Genomic DNA, 15,604 nt, shown 5'->3' with positions numbered 1-15,604 from the left:
CGCAACATTGCCGGTTCTCGGCAGTGAAAACAGACGTGTGATACGCAAGTGGGCGGCCATGCCGCCCCGTCGACGCAGCCCAATTTGCTGCGCCGCCGGCGTGCCATGGCGCGTTTGCCCCACCTTCCATCCACATTGTTAATTTAAGGAATGCGTGTGTTAGTTATTTTGGGTTATCTGGTGGTATTGGGTGCGGTTTTTGGCGGATACCTGATCGTGGGGGGCCATCTCGGCGCGCTGTATCAGCCGGCAGAATTTCTGATTATCGGCGGTGCGGGCATCGGCGCCTTTATCGTCGGCAACAACGGCAAGGCCATCAAATCCACGCTGCGTGCGCTGCCCAAGCTGATGCGCCGTTCGAAATACAGCAAGGATCTGTATATGGATCTGATGGCGTTGCTGTATCGGCTGTTGGCCAAATCGCGCCAGCAGGGCATGTTGTCCCTCGAGTTCGATATCGATAACCCGCAGGAAAGCGAAATTTTCTCTAATTATCCCCGCATCCTTGCCGATAACACCCTGGTGGAGTTCATTACCGACTATCTGCGGCTGATGGTGAGCGGCAATATGAATGCGTTCGAGATCGAAGCGCTGATGGATGAAGAAATCGAAACTTTCGAACAGGAAAGCGAAGTGCCGGCCGGTAGCCTGGCGATGGTCGGCGACTCGCTGCCGGCGTTCGGCATCGTGGCGGCGGTGATGGGCGTGGTGCATGCGCTGGCCTCGGCCGATCGCCCGGCCGCCGAGCTGGGGGCGCTGATCGCCAACGCGATGGTCGGTACCTTCCTGGGCATCCTGCTGGCCTACGGCTTCATCTCTCCGCTTTCCACCCTGCTGCGGCAAAAGAGCGCCGAGACGGTCAAGATGATGCAGTGCATCAAGGTTACGCTGCTGTCCAGCCTGAACGGTTACGCGCCGCAGATCGCGGTCGAGTTCGGCCGTAAAACGCTGTACACCACCGAGCGTCCTTCGTTCGTTGAGCTGGAAGAGCACGTGCGCCGGGTGAAAGCGCCGGCGCAGCAGGCGACGGAAGAAGAAGAAGCATGAAACAGAATCACCCGGTCGTTCTGGTCAGAAAGCGCAAGGCGCATCAGGCCAGCCATCACGGCGGCTCCTGGAAGATAGCCTACGCCGACTTTATGACCGCAATGATGGCGTTCTTCCTGGTGATGTGGCTGCTGGCGATCGCCAGCCCGCAGGAGCTGACGCAAATCGCCGAGTATTTTCGCACCCCGCTGAAGGTGGCGCTGACCACCGGCGATAAAAGCAGCTCGGAAAGCAGCCCGATCCCGGGCGGCGGCGATGACCCGACCCAGCAGGAAGGCCTGGTGAAGAAGCGGGTTGATTCACCGGAAAAGCGCGCCGAAGAGCTGCGGCTCAACAAGCTGCGCGAGCAGCTGGATGAGCTGATTGAGTCGGACCCGCGCCTGAAGGCGCTGCGGCCGCATCTGCTGATCAACATGATGGACGAAGGGCTGCGCATCCAAATCATCGACGGCCAGAACCGGCCGATGTTCAAGACCGGCAGCGCGCAGGTTGAAAGCTACATGCGCGATATTCTGCGGGCGATTGCGCCGATCCTCAACGACCTGCCGAACAAGATCAGCCTGTCCGGCCATACCGACGATATCCCTTACGCCAGCGGCGAGCGCGGCTACAGCAACTGGGAGCTGTCCGCCGATCGCGCCAACGCTTCGCGCCGCGAGCTGATCGCCGGCGGCCTGTCTGAGGGCAAGGTGCTGCGGGTGGTGGGCATGGCGGCCACCATGAGCCTGAAACAGCACGGCGCCGACGATGCGATCAACCGCCGGATTACCGTATTGATGCTGAACAGGGAAACTCAGCAGGGCATCGAGCACGAAAATGCCGAAAGCAACGCGATGGATATCGCCCAGCCCGACCGCCTGAAACAGCTGGCGCCTTCGGCGACCGCGCCGGCACCGACTAACCGCGACTCACAGCCCGAGGTGACCCCGTGAGCATGGATATTAGCGCTTTTTATCAGACCTTTTTTGATGAAGCAGACGAGCTGCTGGCAGACATGGAACAGCACCTGCTGGAGCTGGATCCGCTGGCTCCGGATATCGAGCCGCTGAACGCCATCTTTCGCGCGGCGCACTCGATCAAGGGCGGCGCCGCGACCTTTGGTTTTTCGGTGCTGCAGGAAACCACCCACCTGCTGGAGAACCTGCTGGACGGTGCCCGGCGTCAGGAAATGAGCCTGAGCACCGAGATTATCAACCTGTTTCTGGAAACCAAAGACATTATGCAGGAGCAACTGGACGCCTATAAAACCTCGCAACAGCCCGACGCCGACAGCTTCGAATATATCTGCCAGGCGCTGCGCCAGCTGGCGTTGGAAGCGCAGCAGCAGGCTCCCGCTGCACAACCGGCGGTGCCGCAAGCCATAGCCGCGCCGGCGGCGATCGAAGGCGGCATGCGCATCAGCCTGTCCGGCCTGAAGGCCAGCGAGATCCCGCTGATGCTGGAGGAGCTGGGCAATCTGGGCGAAGTGAAAGATCCGCGTCAGACCGAAAACAGCCTGGAGGTGACGCTGCTGACCTCGGCCAGCGAGGATGACATCAGTGCGGTGCTGTGCTTCGTGTTGGAGCCGGAGCAAATCGCCTTCGCTACGCCGCCGCAGAGCGAAGCGCCGCCTGAGCCGGCCGCCGCGCCGATCGCCGAAGCCGCTGCCGCCAAACCGGCCCCGGCCGAGGCGCCGAAAGCGCGCGCCAAGGCCAGCGAGTCGACCAGCATCCGCGTGGCGGTGGAGAAGGTGGACCAGTTGATTAACCTGGTGGGCGAACTGGTGATCACCCAGTCGATGCTGGCGCAGCGCTCCGGCAACCTGGACCCGGTGGATCACGGCGACCTGCTGAACAGCATGAGCCAGCTGGAGCGCAACGCGCGCGACCTGCAGGAGTCGGTGATGTCGATCCGCATGATGCCGATGGAATACGTCTTTAGCCGCTTCCCGCGGCTGGTGCGCGATCTGGCCGGCAAGCTCAACAAGCAGGTGGAGCTGACGCTGCAGGGCAGTTCCACCGAGCTGGACAAGAGCCTGATCGAGCGCATTATCGATCCGCTGACGCACCTGGTGCGCAACAGCCTGGATCACGGCATCGAAGATCCCGCTACCCGCGTCGCCGCCGGCAAGTCGGAAGTGGGCAACCTGGTGCTGTCGGCCGAACACCAGGGCGGCAATATCTGCATCGAAGTGACCGACGACGGCGCCGGCCTCAACCGCGAAAAAATCCTCGCCAAGGCGGCCTCGCAGGGGCTGGCGGTCAGCGACGGCATGAGCGATGAAGAGGTCGGCATGCTGATCTTCGCGCCGGGCTTCTCCACCGCCGAACAGGTGACCGACGTCTCCGGCCGCGGCGTCGGCATGGACGTGGTGAAAAGAAACATTCAGGAAATGGGCGGTCACGTCGAGATCCACTCCCAGGCGGGCAAGGGCACCGCGATCCGCATCCTGCTGCCGCTGACGCTGGCGATCCTCGACGGCATGTCGGTCAAGGTGAACGACGAGGTCTTTATCCTGCCGCTGAATGCGGTGATGGAATCACTGCAGCCGCAGGCGGAAGATCTGCATCCGCTGGCCGGCGGCGAGCGGGTGCTGCAGGTGCGCGGCGAATACCTGCCGCTGGTGGAACTGTACCGGGTGTTCCAGGTGGAGAATGCCAAGACCGATGCCACCCAGGGGATCGTGGTGATCCTGCAAAGCGCCGGCCGCCGCTATGCGCTGCTGGTGGATCAGCTGATCGGCCAGCATCAGGTGGTGGTGAAAAACCTGGAAAGCAACTATCGCAAGGTGCCGGGCATCTCCGCCGCCACCATTCTGGGGGACGGCAGCGTGGCGCTGATTGTCGACGTCTCGGCGTTGCAAACCCTAAACCGTGAGAAGCGTCTGACGGACGCCGCCGCATAATAATTAATCTATTGATTCAGAAGGTGAACAAGATGGCAGGATTGGCAACCGTCAGCAAGCTGGCTGGCGAAACGGTAGGTCAGGAGTTTCTGATTTTTACCCTGGGCAATGAGGAATACGGCATCGATATCCTCAAGGTGCAGGAGATCCGCGGTTACGATCAGGTCACGCGCATCGCCAATACGCCGGCGTTTATCAAAGGGGTCACCAACCTGCGCGGCGTGATTGTGCCGATTATCGATCTGCGGGTGAAGTTCGCGCAGCAGGGCGTCTCCTACGATGAAAACACCGTGGTGATCGTGCTGAACTTTGGCCAGCGGGTGGTGGGCATCGTGGTCGACGGCGTCTCCGACGTACTGTCGCTGACCGCCGAACAGATCCGCCCGGCGCCGGAATTCGCCGTCACGCTGGCGACCGAATACCTGACCGGCCTCGGTTCGCTCGGCGAACGCATGCTGATCCTGGTGGATATCGAAAAACTGCTGAGCAGCGAAGAGATGTCGCTGGTCGACAGCGTGGCGAAAAGCGCCTGATGGCGTTTCCCGGGGCCAGCCCGCTGGCCCCGGCATTTTAGCTCCCCTGCCAAAAATAGTGACTCCCTCGCATAAAGTTCTGTCCCGCCGCGCCGATAACCCTGTCATTCAACATAGACAGAGCCTGTCCGCTCGGGCTTTCAACAAGGGAAATCATGTTTAATCGTATGAAGGTGGTAACCAGCCTGTTGCTGGTGCTGGTGTTATTTGGCGCCTTGCAGCTGGTTTCAGGCGGGCTATTTTTCTCCTCGCTGAAGAATGACAAAGAAAACTTCGCCGTGCTGCAGACCATTCGGCAGCAGCAGTCTGAGCTGAATGAAAGCTGGGTCAACCTGCTGCAGACCCGCAACACGCTGAACCGCGCCGGTATCCGTTACATGATGGACGCCAATAAAATCGGCAGCGGCGCCAGCGTCAACGATCTGCTGACCTCGGCGAAAAGCATGCTGACGGTGGCGGAGCGGCATTACGCCGCCTACGAAAAAATCCCGCTCGACCCGCGCCAGGATGCGCCATCGGCAGAAAAGCTCAAGCAGCAGTACGGCGTTCTGCACGGCGCGCTGTCGGAGCTGATCCAACTGTTGGGCGAAGGCAAAATCAACGCCTTCTTCGACCAGCCGACGCAAAGCTACCAGGACGGTTTTGAGGATATCTACAACACCTATCTGGCGCAGAACGACAAGCTGTATCAGGGCGCGGTCGTAGACAGCAACCGCTCGTTCACCTCGGCCCTGTGGACGCTGGGAGTGGTGCTGCTGGTGGTGCTGGCGACGATCGTACTGGTGTGGACCGGCATTCACCACATTCTGGTGCGCCCGCTGAACCGCATGATCGAACACATCAAACAGATTGCCGCCGGTGACCTGACCCAGCCGATTGCGGTCACCAGCCGCAACGAAATGGGCGTGCTGGCCGCCAGCCTGAAGCACATGCAGAACGAGCTGATCGAAACCGTCAGCGGCGTGCGCCAGGGCGCCGACGCCATCTACAGCGGCGCATCGGAAATCGCCGCCGGCAATAACGATCTCTCCTCGCGCACCGAGCAGCAGGCCGCCTCGCTGGAGGAAACCGCCGCCAGCATGGAGCAGCTGACCGCCACGGTGAAACAGAACGCCGAAAACGCCCGCCAGGCTTCGCAGCTGGCGCTCAGCGCCTCCGAAACCGCGCAGAAAGGCGGCAAGGTGGTGGCCAACGTGGTGCAGACCATGCACGACATCGCCGGCAGCTCGCAGAAAATCGCCGACATCACCGGGGTGATCGACGGCATCGCCTTCCAGACCAACATTCTGGCGCTGAATGCGGCGGTGGAAGCGGCGCGCGCCGGCGAACAGGGCCGCGGCTTCGCGGTGGTGGCCGGCGAAGTGCGCAATCTGGCGCAGCGCAGCGCCCAGGCGGCGAAAGAGATCAAGGGTCTGATCGAAGACTCGGTCAGCCGCGTCGATATGGGATCGGTGCTGGTGGAAAGCGCCGGTGAAACCATGGGCGATATCGTCAATGCGGTCACCCGCGTTACCGACATCATGGGCGAAATCGCCTCGGCGTCGGATGAACAAAGCCGCGGTATCGATCAGGTCGGCCAGGCGGTGGCGGAGATGGACCGCGTCACCCAGCAGAACGCCTCGCTGGTGGAAGAGTCCGCCTCGGCGGCGGCGGCGCTGGAAGAACAGGCCAGCATGCTGACCCAGTCGGTGGCGGTGTTCCGCCTGAGGGCGGAGGGGCAGGAGGAATTCAAAGCGCCCGCCGGCAGCAAGGCGGCGCTAACCCCGGCAATCAATCATAAAAAAATGAACGCCAGCGATCTGCAGGATAACTGGGAAACGTTCTGACCGGCACTGGGCCTCTCTTTTGCGCAGAGGCCCCTTTCCCTACGTAGGCGGGCCTGTGGCCGGCCGCAAGGAGGTTCACCGTGTTTAACCGAATCCGCGTCTCTACCAGTCTGTTTCTGTTGTTGATGACTTTTTGCGTTATGCAGTTGGCCACCAGCGGCCTGTCCTATACCGCTTTTCGATCCGATAACCACAACCTTAACCTTATCACCCTCGGCAGCCAGCAGCGCGATGCGCTCAGCCTGAGCTGGGTGTCGCTGCTGCAGGCGCGCAACACCCTGAACCGCGCCGGCACCCGCGCCGCGCTGAAGCTGCCGCAGGATCAGGTGAACGCGCTGATGGGCAATGCCCGCAGTTCACTGCAAAAAGCCGACCTCTATTTCAATCAGTTTCTGGCGGTGGAGCGCACCAGCGAGCAGGAACTGCAGCTGACCGCAGCCACCCGGGCCAGCTATCAGCGCCTGCGCGGCGCGCTGCGCGAGCTGATCGGCTTCCTGGAGAACGATAATCTGCAGGCGTTTATGGATCAGCCGACGCAGAAAACCCAGGATCGGTTCGAGGCCGATTTTGTGCAGTATCTGCAGCTGGTGAACGACAAGGTTAACCAGGCCAACGGCGCCAATCAGCTCTCCTTCACGCTGTCCGGCTGGCTGGTGGCCGGCGCGGTGCTGATGCTGATCCTGGTCGCCGGCAGCGCCATGTGGTGGCTGCGAACCATGCTGGTGCAGCCGCTGAACATCATGCGCAGCCATTTTGACCGCATCGCCGCCGGCGATCTGGCCGCGCCGATCCAGGTGTACGGCCGCAACGAAATCAGCCAGCTGTTCGCCGGCCTGCAGCGCATGCAGCAGTCGCTGATCGGCACCGTCGGCGCGGTGCGCGACGGCGCGGAATCGATACTGATCGGCCTGCAGGAGATTTCCGAAGGCAATAACGATCTTTCTTCGCGCACCGAGCAGCAGGCCGCTTCGCTGGAGGAAACCGCCGCCAGCATGGAACAGCTGACCGCCACGGTGAAGCAAAACGCCGACAACGCCCGCCAGGCGTCCCAGCTGGCGCGCGACGCCTCCGCCACCGCCGCCAGGGGCGGCGCGCTGGCCGGCGACGTGGTGACCACCATGCACGAGATAGCCAACAGTTCGCAGAAGATCGGCGCCATCACCAGCGTGATCGACGGCATCGCCTTCCAGACCAATATTCTGGCGCTCAATGCGGCGGTGGAAGCGGCGCGCGCCGGCGAACAGGGCCGCGGCTTCGCGGTGGTGGCCGGTGAGGTGCGCAATCTGGCAAGCCGCAGCGCCCAGGCGGCAAAAGAGATTAAAGGCCTGATCGACGAGTCGGTCAGCCGCGTTAAGCAGGGCTCGGTGCTGGTGGAAAACTCCGGCGCCACCATGCAGGACATCGTGCGTTCGGTGACCCGGGTGACCGACATCATGGGGGAAATCGCCTCGGCTTCGGATGAACAAAGCCGCGGCATTGAGCAGGTAACGCAGGCGGTCACCCAGATGGACCAGGTGACCCAGCAGAACGCCGCGTTGGTGGAAGAGGCCGCTTCGGCCGCCGCCGCCCTTGAGGATCAGGCCATCACCCTGGCGGACGCGGTGTCGGTATTCCGTCTGGCGGACGATAACGTCGCCGCGCCAGGTAACAGTCATGACGCAGTTTCACCCGCGGTAAAGGAAGCCCCAGATTGTCAAAGCGCATAAGCAACCCGTTTTACCTGAGCGAGCAGGCATGAAGCAGGCGCCCTCAACCCAGAATCGAGACCCGGCGTCGTTGCCGACGCAAATGGTGCAGCGCCTGCCGCTGTCGGACGTGCATTTTCGTCGCATCAGCCAGCTGATCTATCAGCGCGCCGGCATCGTGTTGGCGGAGCACAAACGCGAGATGGTTTACAACCGCCTGGTGCGCCGCCTGCGGCTGCTGGGCCTGAGTGACTTCGGCGATTATCTGGCGCTGCTGGAAAGCGACCCGCACAGCGCCGAATGGCAGGCGTTCATCAATGCGCTGACCACCAACCTGACGGCGTTTTTCCGCGAGGCGCATCACTTCCCGATCCTGGCGGAGCATGCGCGCTCGCGGCCCAACGGCTACAGCGTCTGGAGCACCGCGGCGTCGACCGGCGAAGAACCTTACTCGATCGCCATCACCCTCAGCGAGGCGCTGGGGCAGCGCGCCACCGGCTGCCAGGTGTGGGCCAGCGACATCGATACCCAGGTGCTGGAGAAGGCCGAGGCGGGCGTCTATCGCCAGGAAGATCTGCGCACCCTGACGCCGGCGCAGATGCAGCGCTATTTCCTGCGCGGCACCGGGCCGCATCAGGGGCTGGTGCGGGTGCGGCCGGATCTGGCGGCGCGGGTGAACTTCCAGCCGCTGAACCTGCTGGCGCCGGAATGGGCGCTGCCGGGGCAGTTCGACGCTATTTTCTGCCGCAACGTCATGATCTATTTCGATAAGGCGACGCAGGAGCGCATCCTGCGCCGCTTCGTTCCCTTGCTTAAGCCGGGGGGGCTGATGTTTGCCGGTCACTCGGAGAATTTCAGCCAGATCAGCCGGGATTTCTACTTGCGTGGGCAGACCGTGTATGGGCTGACCAAGGAGAGGTAATGAATAAAATCAGAGTGTTGTGCGTAGACGATTCGGCCCTGATGCGCCAACTGATGACCGAGATCGTCAACGGCCATGCCGACATGGAGATGGTGGCGACCGCGCCGGACCCGCTGGTGGCGCGCGATCTGATCAAGAAATTTAACCCGCAGGTGCTGACGCTGGACGTCGAGATGCCGCGCATGGACGGCCTCGATTTTCTCGAAAAGCTGATGCGGCTGCGGCCGATGCCGGTGGTGATGGTGTCGTCGCTGACCGGCAAGGGCTCGGAGATCACCCTGCGCGCGCTGGAGCTGGGGGCGGTGGATTTTGTCACCAAGCCGCAGCTCGGCATTCGCGAAGGCATGCTGGCCTACAGCGAGCTGATCGCCGAGAGGATCCGCACCGCCGCCAAGGCGCGGCTGCCGCAGCGTTCCACCAGCCCGGCGCCGGCGATCCTCAGCCATGCGCCTTTGCTGAGCAGCGAGAAGCTGATCGCCATCGGCGCGTCCACCGGCGGCACCGAGGCGATCCGCCAGGTGCTGCAGCCGCTGCCGGCCACCAGCCCGGCCTTGCTGATCACCCAGCATATGCCGCCGGGCTTTACCCGTTCGTTCGCCGAACGCCTGAACAAGCTGTGCCAAATCACGGTGAAAGAGGCGGAAGACGGCGAACGCGTGCTGCCGGGCCACGCCTATATCGCCCCGGGCGATCGCCATCTGGAGCTGACGCGCAGCGGCGCCAACTACCAGGTGAAGCTGCACGACGGCCCGGCGGTTAACCGTCACCGCCCGTCGGTGGACGTGCTGTTCCGCTCGGTGGCGCAGTACGCCGGCCGCAATGCGGTCGGGGTGATCCTCACCGGCATGGGCAACGACGGCGCCGCCGGCATGCTGGAGATGCACCGCGCCGGCGCCTATACCCTGGCGCAAAACGAGGCCAGCTGCGTGGTGTTCGGCATGCCGCGCGAAGCCATCGCCGGCGGCGGCGTCAGCGAGGTGGTGGAGCTGGAACGCATCAGCCAGCGGATGCTGGCGCAGATCGCCGGCGGCCAGGCGCTGCGCATTTGATTTTATTCCGCAGGGCCAACCCTGCGGGCATCGGGTCAGCGGCCGCCGTTGGGCGGGCCGCTATTTTGCACCATTAAAACGGTTAAAAACTTCAGGAGTAGCAATGGCAGACAAGAATCTCAGATTTCTGGTGGTGGACGATTTTTCCACTATGCGCCGCATCGTCAGGAATTTGCTGAAAGAGCTGGGCTTCAATAACGTCGAAGAGGCCGAAGACGGCGCGGATGCGCTGAACAAGCTGCGCGCCGGCGGCTTCGACTTTGTGGTGTCCGACTGGAACATGCCGAACATGGACGGCCTTGAACTGCTGCAGACCATTCGCGCCGACGGCGCGCTGGCCGCCATGCCGGTGCTGATGGTGACGGCGGAAGCCAAAAAAGAAAACATTATCGCGGCGGCGCAGGCCGGCGCCAGCGGTTACGTGGTGAAACCTTTTACGGCGGCGACGCTGGAAGAAAAGCTCAATAAGATTTTCGAAAAACTGGGCATGTAAGGAGAGGGCGATGAGAGAGATTCCAATGCCTGCCAGCGATGCAGCGACCGCGGGAGAGATCATCTCCCGCATCGGCCAACTGACCCGCATGCTGCGCGACAGCATGCGCGAGCTGGGGCTCGATCAGGCGATCGCCCAGGCGGCAGAGGCGATCCCGGATGCGCGCGACCGTCTTGACTATGTAGTGACCATGACGGCGCAGGCGGCGGAACGGGCGTTGAACTGCGTGGAGGCGGCGCAGCCGCGTCAGGCGGAGCTGGAGTCCGGAGCCGATGCGCTGAAAGGACGCTGGGATGAATGGTTCGCCAACCCGATCGACCTGGCCGACGCCCGTTCGCTGGTTACCGATACCCGCGCGTATCTGGATCAGGTACCGGGGCACACGGCGTTCACCAACGCTCAACTGCTGGAAATCATGATGGCGCAGGACTTCCAGGATCTGACCGGCCAGGTGATCAAGCGCATGATGGACGTGGTGCAGGAGATCGAAAAACAGCTGCTGATGGTGCTGATGGAAAATATTCCGGAACAGCCGGTGAAAGAGAAGCGGCCGAACGACAGCCTGCTCAACGGCCCGCAGCTCGACCAGAACGGCGCCGGCGTGATAGCCAACCAGGCGCAGGTCGACGATCTGCTCGACAGCCTCGGTTTTTGACCCTTGTCGGGGCGCGCGACGGCGCGCCCCGACAAGTTGCGCTGTGTCCCGCAAAGATTAATGTATATAGCATTGCTATATACATCATGGCGGTTATAATTTGTACTCCAGTTAAAGGAGGTCGCCATGACGTTAGGTTCTGTCTTTACCAATAATCGGACACAGGCTGTACGCTTGCCTACAGAGGTGCGTTTCCCTGATACCGTTTCTAAAGTGACCGTCCGCGTAGTGGGCAAAGAGCGCATTCTTGCCCCCCTGGAGAATACCTGGGACAGTTTCTTCTGCGCGGAAAATGAGGTGAGCGATGACTTCCTCAATGAACGCGCCGGGCAACACCAGCGCGAGCGGGAAGAGTTTTGATGTTCAGCCATATGCTGGACACCAACATTGTTATCTATGTCATCAAGCGCCGGCCTCTGGAAGTGCTGGAGGCGTTCAATCGCTATGCGGGCAAAATGGTCATTTCGTCGGTCACCTATGGCGAATTGGTTCACGGAGTGGAGAAAAGCTCGCGTCCGGCGGTTAACGCGAGAGTGGTTGAGGATTTTGTCTCCCGATTGGACATTCTCGATTACGGCGCCAAAGCGGCTTCGCACTACGGCAACATTCGGGCTGCGCTGGAGCGTCAGGGAACGCCTATTGGCGTAAACGATCTGCATATCGCTGGGCATGCGCGCAGCGAAGGATTGATTCTGGTGACCAATAACCGACGCGAATTTGAGCGCGTTGATGGCTTACGGCTGGAAAATTGGCTGTAACGTCTCCCCTTGATTGCCCCATCCCCTAAATAACCCGCCTTTTTCCCCGCTGTTCCATCAATGACATCGGCAGTTTTTTGGCATGCTGACCGCCATTCTATTCCCTCCCGGTACAGGAACGGCGCGTGGCTGAAGACAGCGATCTGGAAAAAAGCGAGGCCCCCACGCCCCATCGGCTGGAAAAGGCGCGCGAAGATGGCCAGATCCCGCGTTCGCGCGAGCTGACCTCGGTGCTGATGCTGGTGGCCGGGCTGGCGATCGTTTGGCTGTCCGGCGGCAATATGGCGCAACAGCTGGCGATGATGCTGACCCAGGGGCTGCATTTCGACCACGGCATGGTCAGCAACGACAAACAAATGCTGCGCCAGCTGGGCATGCTGCTGCGCCAGGCGGTCTGGGCGCTGCTGCCTATCATGGCGGGGCTGGTGCTGGTGGCGATCGCCGCGCCGATGCTGCTGGGCGGCATCCTGTTCAGCGGCAAGTCGATCAAGTTTGATTTGAAGCGCATGAACCCGCTGTCCGGGCTGAAGCGCATCTTCTCCAGCCAGGTGCTGGCGGAGCTGCTGAAGGGCGTGCTGAAGGCGACGCTGGTGGGGTGGGTCACCGGTTTGTATCTGTGGCACAACTGGGCGGCGATGCTGCACCTGGTGACGCAACAGCCGCTCGATGCGTTGGCCAATGCGCTGCAGATGATTATTTTTTGCGGCCTGTTGGTGGTGCTGGGGCTGACGCCGATGGTGGCGTTCGACGTGTTTTATCAGCTGTGGAGCCACTTCAAGAAGTTGAAGATGACCAGGCAGGATATCCGCGACGAGTTCAAGGACCAGGAAGGGGACCCGCACGTCAAGGGGCGCATTCGCCAGCAACAGCGGGCGATCGCCCGGCGCCGCATGATGGCCGACGTGCCGAAGGCCGACGTGATCGTCACCAACCCGACGCACTACGCGGTGGTGCTGCAGTACAACGACCAGAAAATGAGCGCGCCGAAAGTGCTGGCCAAGGGGGCCGGCGAGATTGCGCTGCGCATCCGCGAACTGGGCGCTGAACACCGCATCCCGCTGCTCGAGGCGCCGCCGCTGGCGCGCGCGCTGTATCGACACAGCGAGATTGGGCAACCTATCCCGGCCACCCTGTACGCCGCGGTCGCCGAGGTATTGGCCTGGGTTTACCGGCTGCGCCGCTGGCGATGCGAGGGCGGTCTGATCCCGAAAAAACCTGAACGTTTACCGGTGCCGGAAGCACTGGACTTTGCTGGAGAGAGTAACTCTGATGGCTAATTTGGCCTCCCTGCTTCGTTTGCCGGGTAATTTTAAAGATACGCAGTGGCAGGTGCTGGCCGGCCCGATACTGATCCTGATGATCCTGTCGATGATGGTGCTGCCGTTGCCGGCGTTCATTCTCGACCTGTTGTTCACCTTCAATATCGCGCTGTCGATCATGGTGTTGCTGGTGGCGATGTTTACCCAGCGCACCCTGGAGTTCGCCGCCTTCCCGACCATTCTGCTGTTCTCAACGCTGCTGCGGCTGTCGCTTAACGTGGCCTCGACGCGCATCATCCTGATGGAAGGCCATACCGGTTCGGCCGCCGCCGGCCGCGTGGTCGAGGCCTTTGGCCACTTCCTGGTGGGCGGCAACTTCGCCATCGGCATCGTGGTGTTCATCATTCTGGTATTGATCAACTTTATGGTGATCACCAAGGGCGCCGGGCGCATCGCCGAAGTGGGCGCGCGTTTCGTGCTGGACGGCATGCCGGGCAAGCAGATGGCGATCGACGCCGATCTCAACGCCGGTCTGATCGGGGAAGACGAGGCCAAGAAGCGCCGCGCCGAAGTGACCCAGGAAGCGGATTTCTACGGCTCGATGGACGGCGCCAGCAAGTTCGTGCGCGGCGACGCGGTCGCCGGCCTGATGATCATGGTGCTGAACGTGGTCGGCGGCCTGCTGGTCGGCGTGATCCAGCACGGCATGGAGCTGGGGGCGGCGGCGGAAAGCTACACGTTGCTGACCATCGGCGACGGCCTGGTGGCGCAGATCCCGGCGCTGGTGATCTCCACCGCGGCCGGCGTGATAGTCACCCGGGTGGCGACCGATCAGGACGTGGGCGAACAGATGGTCGGCCAGCTGTTCAACAACCCGCGGGTGATGCTGCTCAGCGCCGCGGTGCTGGGGCTGCTGGGCCTGGTGCCGGGCATGCCGAACCTGGTGTTCCTGCTGTTTACCGCCGCCTTGCTGGGATTGGCCTGGTGGCTGCGCGGCCGCGAGCAGCAGGCGCCGAAGGCGGCGGAAGCGCCGGCGGCGCAGGAAAATCCGCAGGCTGCCGAGGCCAGCTGGTCCGACGTGCAGCTGGAGGATCCGTTGGGCATGGAAGTCGGTTATCGGTTGATCCCGATGGTGGATTTCCAGCAGAACGGCGAGCTGCTCGGGCGCATCCGCAGCATTCGCAAGAAGTTCGCTCAGGACATGGGCTATCTGCCGCCGGTGGTGCACATCCGCGATAACCTGGAACTGCCGCCCGCCGGCTACCGCATCCTGATGAAAGGGGTGGAAATCGGCAGCGGCGAGGCGCAGCCGGGCCGCTGGCTGGCGATTAACCCCGGTAACGCGGTGGGCGAACTGGCGGGAGACAAAACCGTCGATCCGGCCTTTGGGCTGGAAGCGGTGTGGATCGACAGCGCGCTGCGCGAGCAGGCGCAGATCCAGGGCTTTACCGTGGTCGAGGCCAGCACGGTGGTGGCCACGCACCTCAATCACCTGATTGGCCAGTTCGCCAGCGAGCTGTTTGGCCGCCAGGAAACGCAACAGCTGCTGGATCGCGTCTCGCAGGAGATGCCGAAGCTGACCGAAGACTTCGTGCCGGGCGTGGTGTCGCTGACCACGCTGCATAAGGTGCTGCAGAATCTGCTGGCGGAACGGGTTTCAATCCGCGATATGCGCACCGTCATCGAAACGCTGGCGGAGCATGCGCCGACGCAGAGCGATCCTTACGAACTGACCACGGTAGTGCGGGTGGCGCTGGGCCGGGCCATCACGCAACAGTGGTTCCCGGGCCACGGCGAGATCCAGGTCATCGGTCTGGACACCCAGCTGGAACGGTTGCTGCTGCAGGCGCTGCAGGGCGGCGGCGGGCTGGAGCCGGGGCTGGCGGATCGCCTGCTGGACCAGGCGAAGCAGGCGTTGCAGCGGCAGGAAATGCTCAGCGCGCCGCCGGTGCTGCTGGTCAACCATGCGCTGCGGGCGTTGCTGGCGCGGTTCCTGCGCCGCAGCCTGCCGCAAATGGCGGTGTTGTCGAATCTGGAAATCAACGACGATCGGCAAATCCGCATGACCTCGACCATTGGAGCCGCATAATGAAAGCCTGGCTGACGATACTGTTTTTACTGGCGCCGTCCCTGGCCCTGGCGGTGTCCGGCTCCTGGGTGGCCGAGGGGGCCGGCGTGACGCTGGAGCAGGGCGGCGTGCGCGACGCGTCGGACGCCTTGCGCCCGCCGAATGCGCTGCCGAACGCCGATGCGCGCATCACCAGCGTCAGCTGGCGCTATCGCCTGCTGTCGGGCGAACCGGCCGGCCTGCAGGCGCAGCTGTGCACCCCGAGCCGCTGCATCCCGCTGGGCGGCGGCAGCGGCACCAGCCGTGGGCTGCAGGGCGAACCGGCCAACGTGGAATTGCGTTTTATTTATCTTGTGCAGTCGCGCGGCGGGCTGAATCCGCCGCTGCGGGTGATCGGCAATCAGGTGATTGTCAACTATCAGTGA

The 15,604-nt window shown here is 62.6% G+C and carries 15 protein-coding genes; all 15 read left to right on the top strand.

Going from position 1 to position 15,604, the window contains the following annotated elements; translation table 11 throughout:
- Nucleotides 1-156 precede the first annotated feature (156 nt).
- The 15 genes from motA (at nt 157) to CKW09_RS14975 (ending at nt 15,604) form a co-directional block, all read left to right on the top strand.
- Complete coding sequence (motA, locus tag CKW09_RS15045; protein ID WP_061794719.1) at nt 157-1,047, top strand: flagellar motor stator protein MotA; 891 nt, start codon at nt 157-159, stop codon at nt 1,045-1,047.
- Nucleotides 1,044-1,979, top strand: coding sequence for a flagellar motor protein MotB (gene motB, locus CKW09_RS15040; protein WP_095098048.1), 936 nt, complete (start codon nt 1,044-1,046; stop codon nt 1,977-1,979). The genes motA and motB overlap by 4 nt, the downstream gene beginning before the upstream one ends.
- A complete protein-coding gene (gene cheA, locus CKW09_RS15035) occupies nt 1,976-3,931 on the top strand; it encodes a chemotaxis protein CheA (RefSeq protein WP_095098046.1) in 1,956 nt (651 codons plus the stop codon). Before motB ends, cheA begins: the two co-directional genes overlap by 4 nt.
- 32 nt (nt 3,932-3,963) lie before the next feature.
- Nucleotides 3,964-4,464 (top strand): chemotaxis protein CheW, encoded by a 501-nt coding sequence (gene cheW, locus CKW09_RS15030; protein WP_061794773.1) that lies wholly within the window; start codon nt 3,964-3,966, stop codon nt 4,462-4,464.
- Between the two features lie 155 nt (nt 4,465-4,619).
- Nucleotides 4,620-6,290: a methyl-accepting chemotaxis protein gene (gene tsr / locus CKW09_RS15025; protein ID WP_095098043.1), complete on the top strand. Its 1,671-nt coding sequence runs from the start codon at nt 4,620-4,622 to the stop codon at nt 6,288-6,290.
- An 80-nt stretch (nt 6,291-6,370) separates the two neighbouring features.
- Nucleotides 6,371-7,996, top strand: coding sequence for a methyl-accepting chemotaxis protein (locus tag CKW09_RS15020; protein ID WP_061794715.1), 1,626 nt, complete (start codon nt 6,371-6,373; stop codon nt 7,994-7,996).
- A gap of 28 nt (nt 7,997-8,024) precedes the next feature.
- A complete protein-coding gene (gene cheR, locus CKW09_RS15015; RefSeq protein ID WP_095098039.1) occupies nt 8,025-8,897 on the top strand; it encodes a protein-glutamate O-methyltransferase CheR in 873 nt (290 codons plus the stop codon).
- Entirely contained in the window at nt 8,897-9,946 is a 1,050-nt protein-coding gene (locus tag CKW09_RS15010; RefSeq protein ID WP_061794713.1) for a protein-glutamate methylesterase/protein-glutamine glutaminase, read from the top strand. The genes cheR and CKW09_RS15010 overlap by 1 nt, the downstream gene beginning before the upstream one ends.
- 103 nt (nt 9,947-10,049) lie before the next feature.
- Nucleotides 10,050-10,439, top strand: a complete 390-nt coding sequence (cheY, locus tag CKW09_RS15005) for a chemotaxis response regulator CheY (RefSeq protein ID WP_006326141.1) — start codon at nt 10,050-10,052, stop codon at nt 10,437-10,439.
- Nucleotides 10,440-10,449: 10 nt separating this feature from the next.
- A complete protein-coding gene (cheZ, locus tag CKW09_RS15000) occupies nt 10,450-11,094 on the top strand; it encodes a protein phosphatase CheZ (protein WP_061794712.1) in 645 nt (214 codons plus the stop codon).
- Between the two features lie 126 nt (nt 11,095-11,220).
- Nucleotides 11,221-11,454, top strand: coding sequence for a type II toxin-antitoxin system VapB family antitoxin (vapB, locus tag CKW09_RS14995; RefSeq protein WP_061794711.1), 234 nt, complete (start codon nt 11,221-11,223; stop codon nt 11,452-11,454).
- Nucleotides 11,454-11,852 carry a type II toxin-antitoxin system tRNA(fMet)-specific endonuclease VapC gene (vapC, locus tag CKW09_RS14990; protein WP_019452963.1) on the top strand — a complete coding sequence of 133 codons (399 nt, stop codon included), beginning with the start codon at nt 11,454-11,456 and terminating at the stop codon, nt 11,850-11,852. Before vapB ends, vapC begins: the two co-directional genes overlap by 1 nt.
- 125 nt (nt 11,853-11,977) lie before the next feature.
- Complete coding sequence (gene flhB / locus CKW09_RS14985) at nt 11,978-13,129, top strand: flagellar biosynthesis protein FlhB (RefSeq protein WP_095098036.1); 1,152 nt, start codon at nt 11,978-11,980, stop codon at nt 13,127-13,129.
- Nucleotides 13,122-15,200, top strand: a complete 2,079-nt coding sequence (flhA, locus tag CKW09_RS14980; protein ID WP_095098033.1) for a flagellar biosynthesis protein FlhA — start codon at nt 13,122-13,124, stop codon at nt 15,198-15,200. The genes flhB and flhA overlap by 8 nt, the downstream gene beginning before the upstream one ends.
- Nucleotides 15,200-15,604 (top strand): flagellar protein FlhE, encoded by a 405-nt coding sequence (locus tag CKW09_RS14975; protein WP_061794707.1) that lies wholly within the window; start codon nt 15,200-15,202, stop codon nt 15,602-15,604. The genes flhA and CKW09_RS14975 overlap by 1 nt, the downstream gene beginning before the upstream one ends.

The organism is Serratia ficaria, from assembly GCF_900187015.1.
GTDB classification, from domain to species: domain Bacteria; phylum Pseudomonadota; class Gammaproteobacteria; order Enterobacterales; family Enterobacteriaceae; genus Serratia; species Serratia ficaria.
This window is presented reverse-complemented; position numbering and strand designations above follow the sequence as displayed.

Excerpts from the sequence above, each read along its gene's own strand:
- CKW09_RS14975 (WP_061794707.1), top strand. The coding sequence starts at position 15,200 with ATGAAAGCCTGGCTGACGATACTGTTTTTACTGGCGCCGTCCCTGGCC.
- cheY (WP_006326141.1), top strand. The coding sequence starts at position 10,050 with ATGGCAGACAAGAATCTCAGATTTCTGGTGGTGGACGATTTTTCCACT.
- cheR (WP_095098039.1), top strand. The coding sequence starts at position 8,025 with ATGAAGCAGGCGCCCTCAACCCAGAATCGAGACCCGGCGTCGTTGCCG.
- tsr (WP_095098043.1), top strand. The coding sequence starts at position 4,620 with ATGTTTAATCGTATGAAGGTGGTAACCAGCCTGTTGCTGGTGCTGGTG.
- vapB (WP_061794711.1), top strand. The coding sequence starts at position 11,221 with ATGACGTTAGGTTCTGTCTTTACCAATAATCGGACACAGGCTGTACGC.
- flhA (WP_095098033.1), top strand. The coding sequence starts at position 13,122 with ATGGCTAATTTGGCCTCCCTGCTTCGTTTGCCGGGTAATTTTAAAGAT.
- motB (WP_095098048.1), top strand. The coding sequence starts at position 1,044 with ATGAAACAGAATCACCCGGTCGTTCTGGTCAGAAAGCGCAAGGCGCAT.
- cheW (WP_061794773.1), top strand. The coding sequence starts at position 3,964 with ATGGCAGGATTGGCAACCGTCAGCAAGCTGGCTGGCGAAACGGTAGGT.
- vapC (WP_019452963.1), top strand. The coding sequence starts at position 11,454 with ATGTTCAGCCATATGCTGGACACCAACATTGTTATCTATGTCATCAAG.
- CKW09_RS15010 (WP_061794713.1), top strand. The coding sequence starts at position 8,897 with ATGAATAAAATCAGAGTGTTGTGCGTAGACGATTCGGCCCTGATGCGC.
- cheZ (WP_061794712.1), top strand. The coding sequence starts at position 10,450 with ATGAGAGAGATTCCAATGCCTGCCAGCGATGCAGCGACCGCGGGAGAG.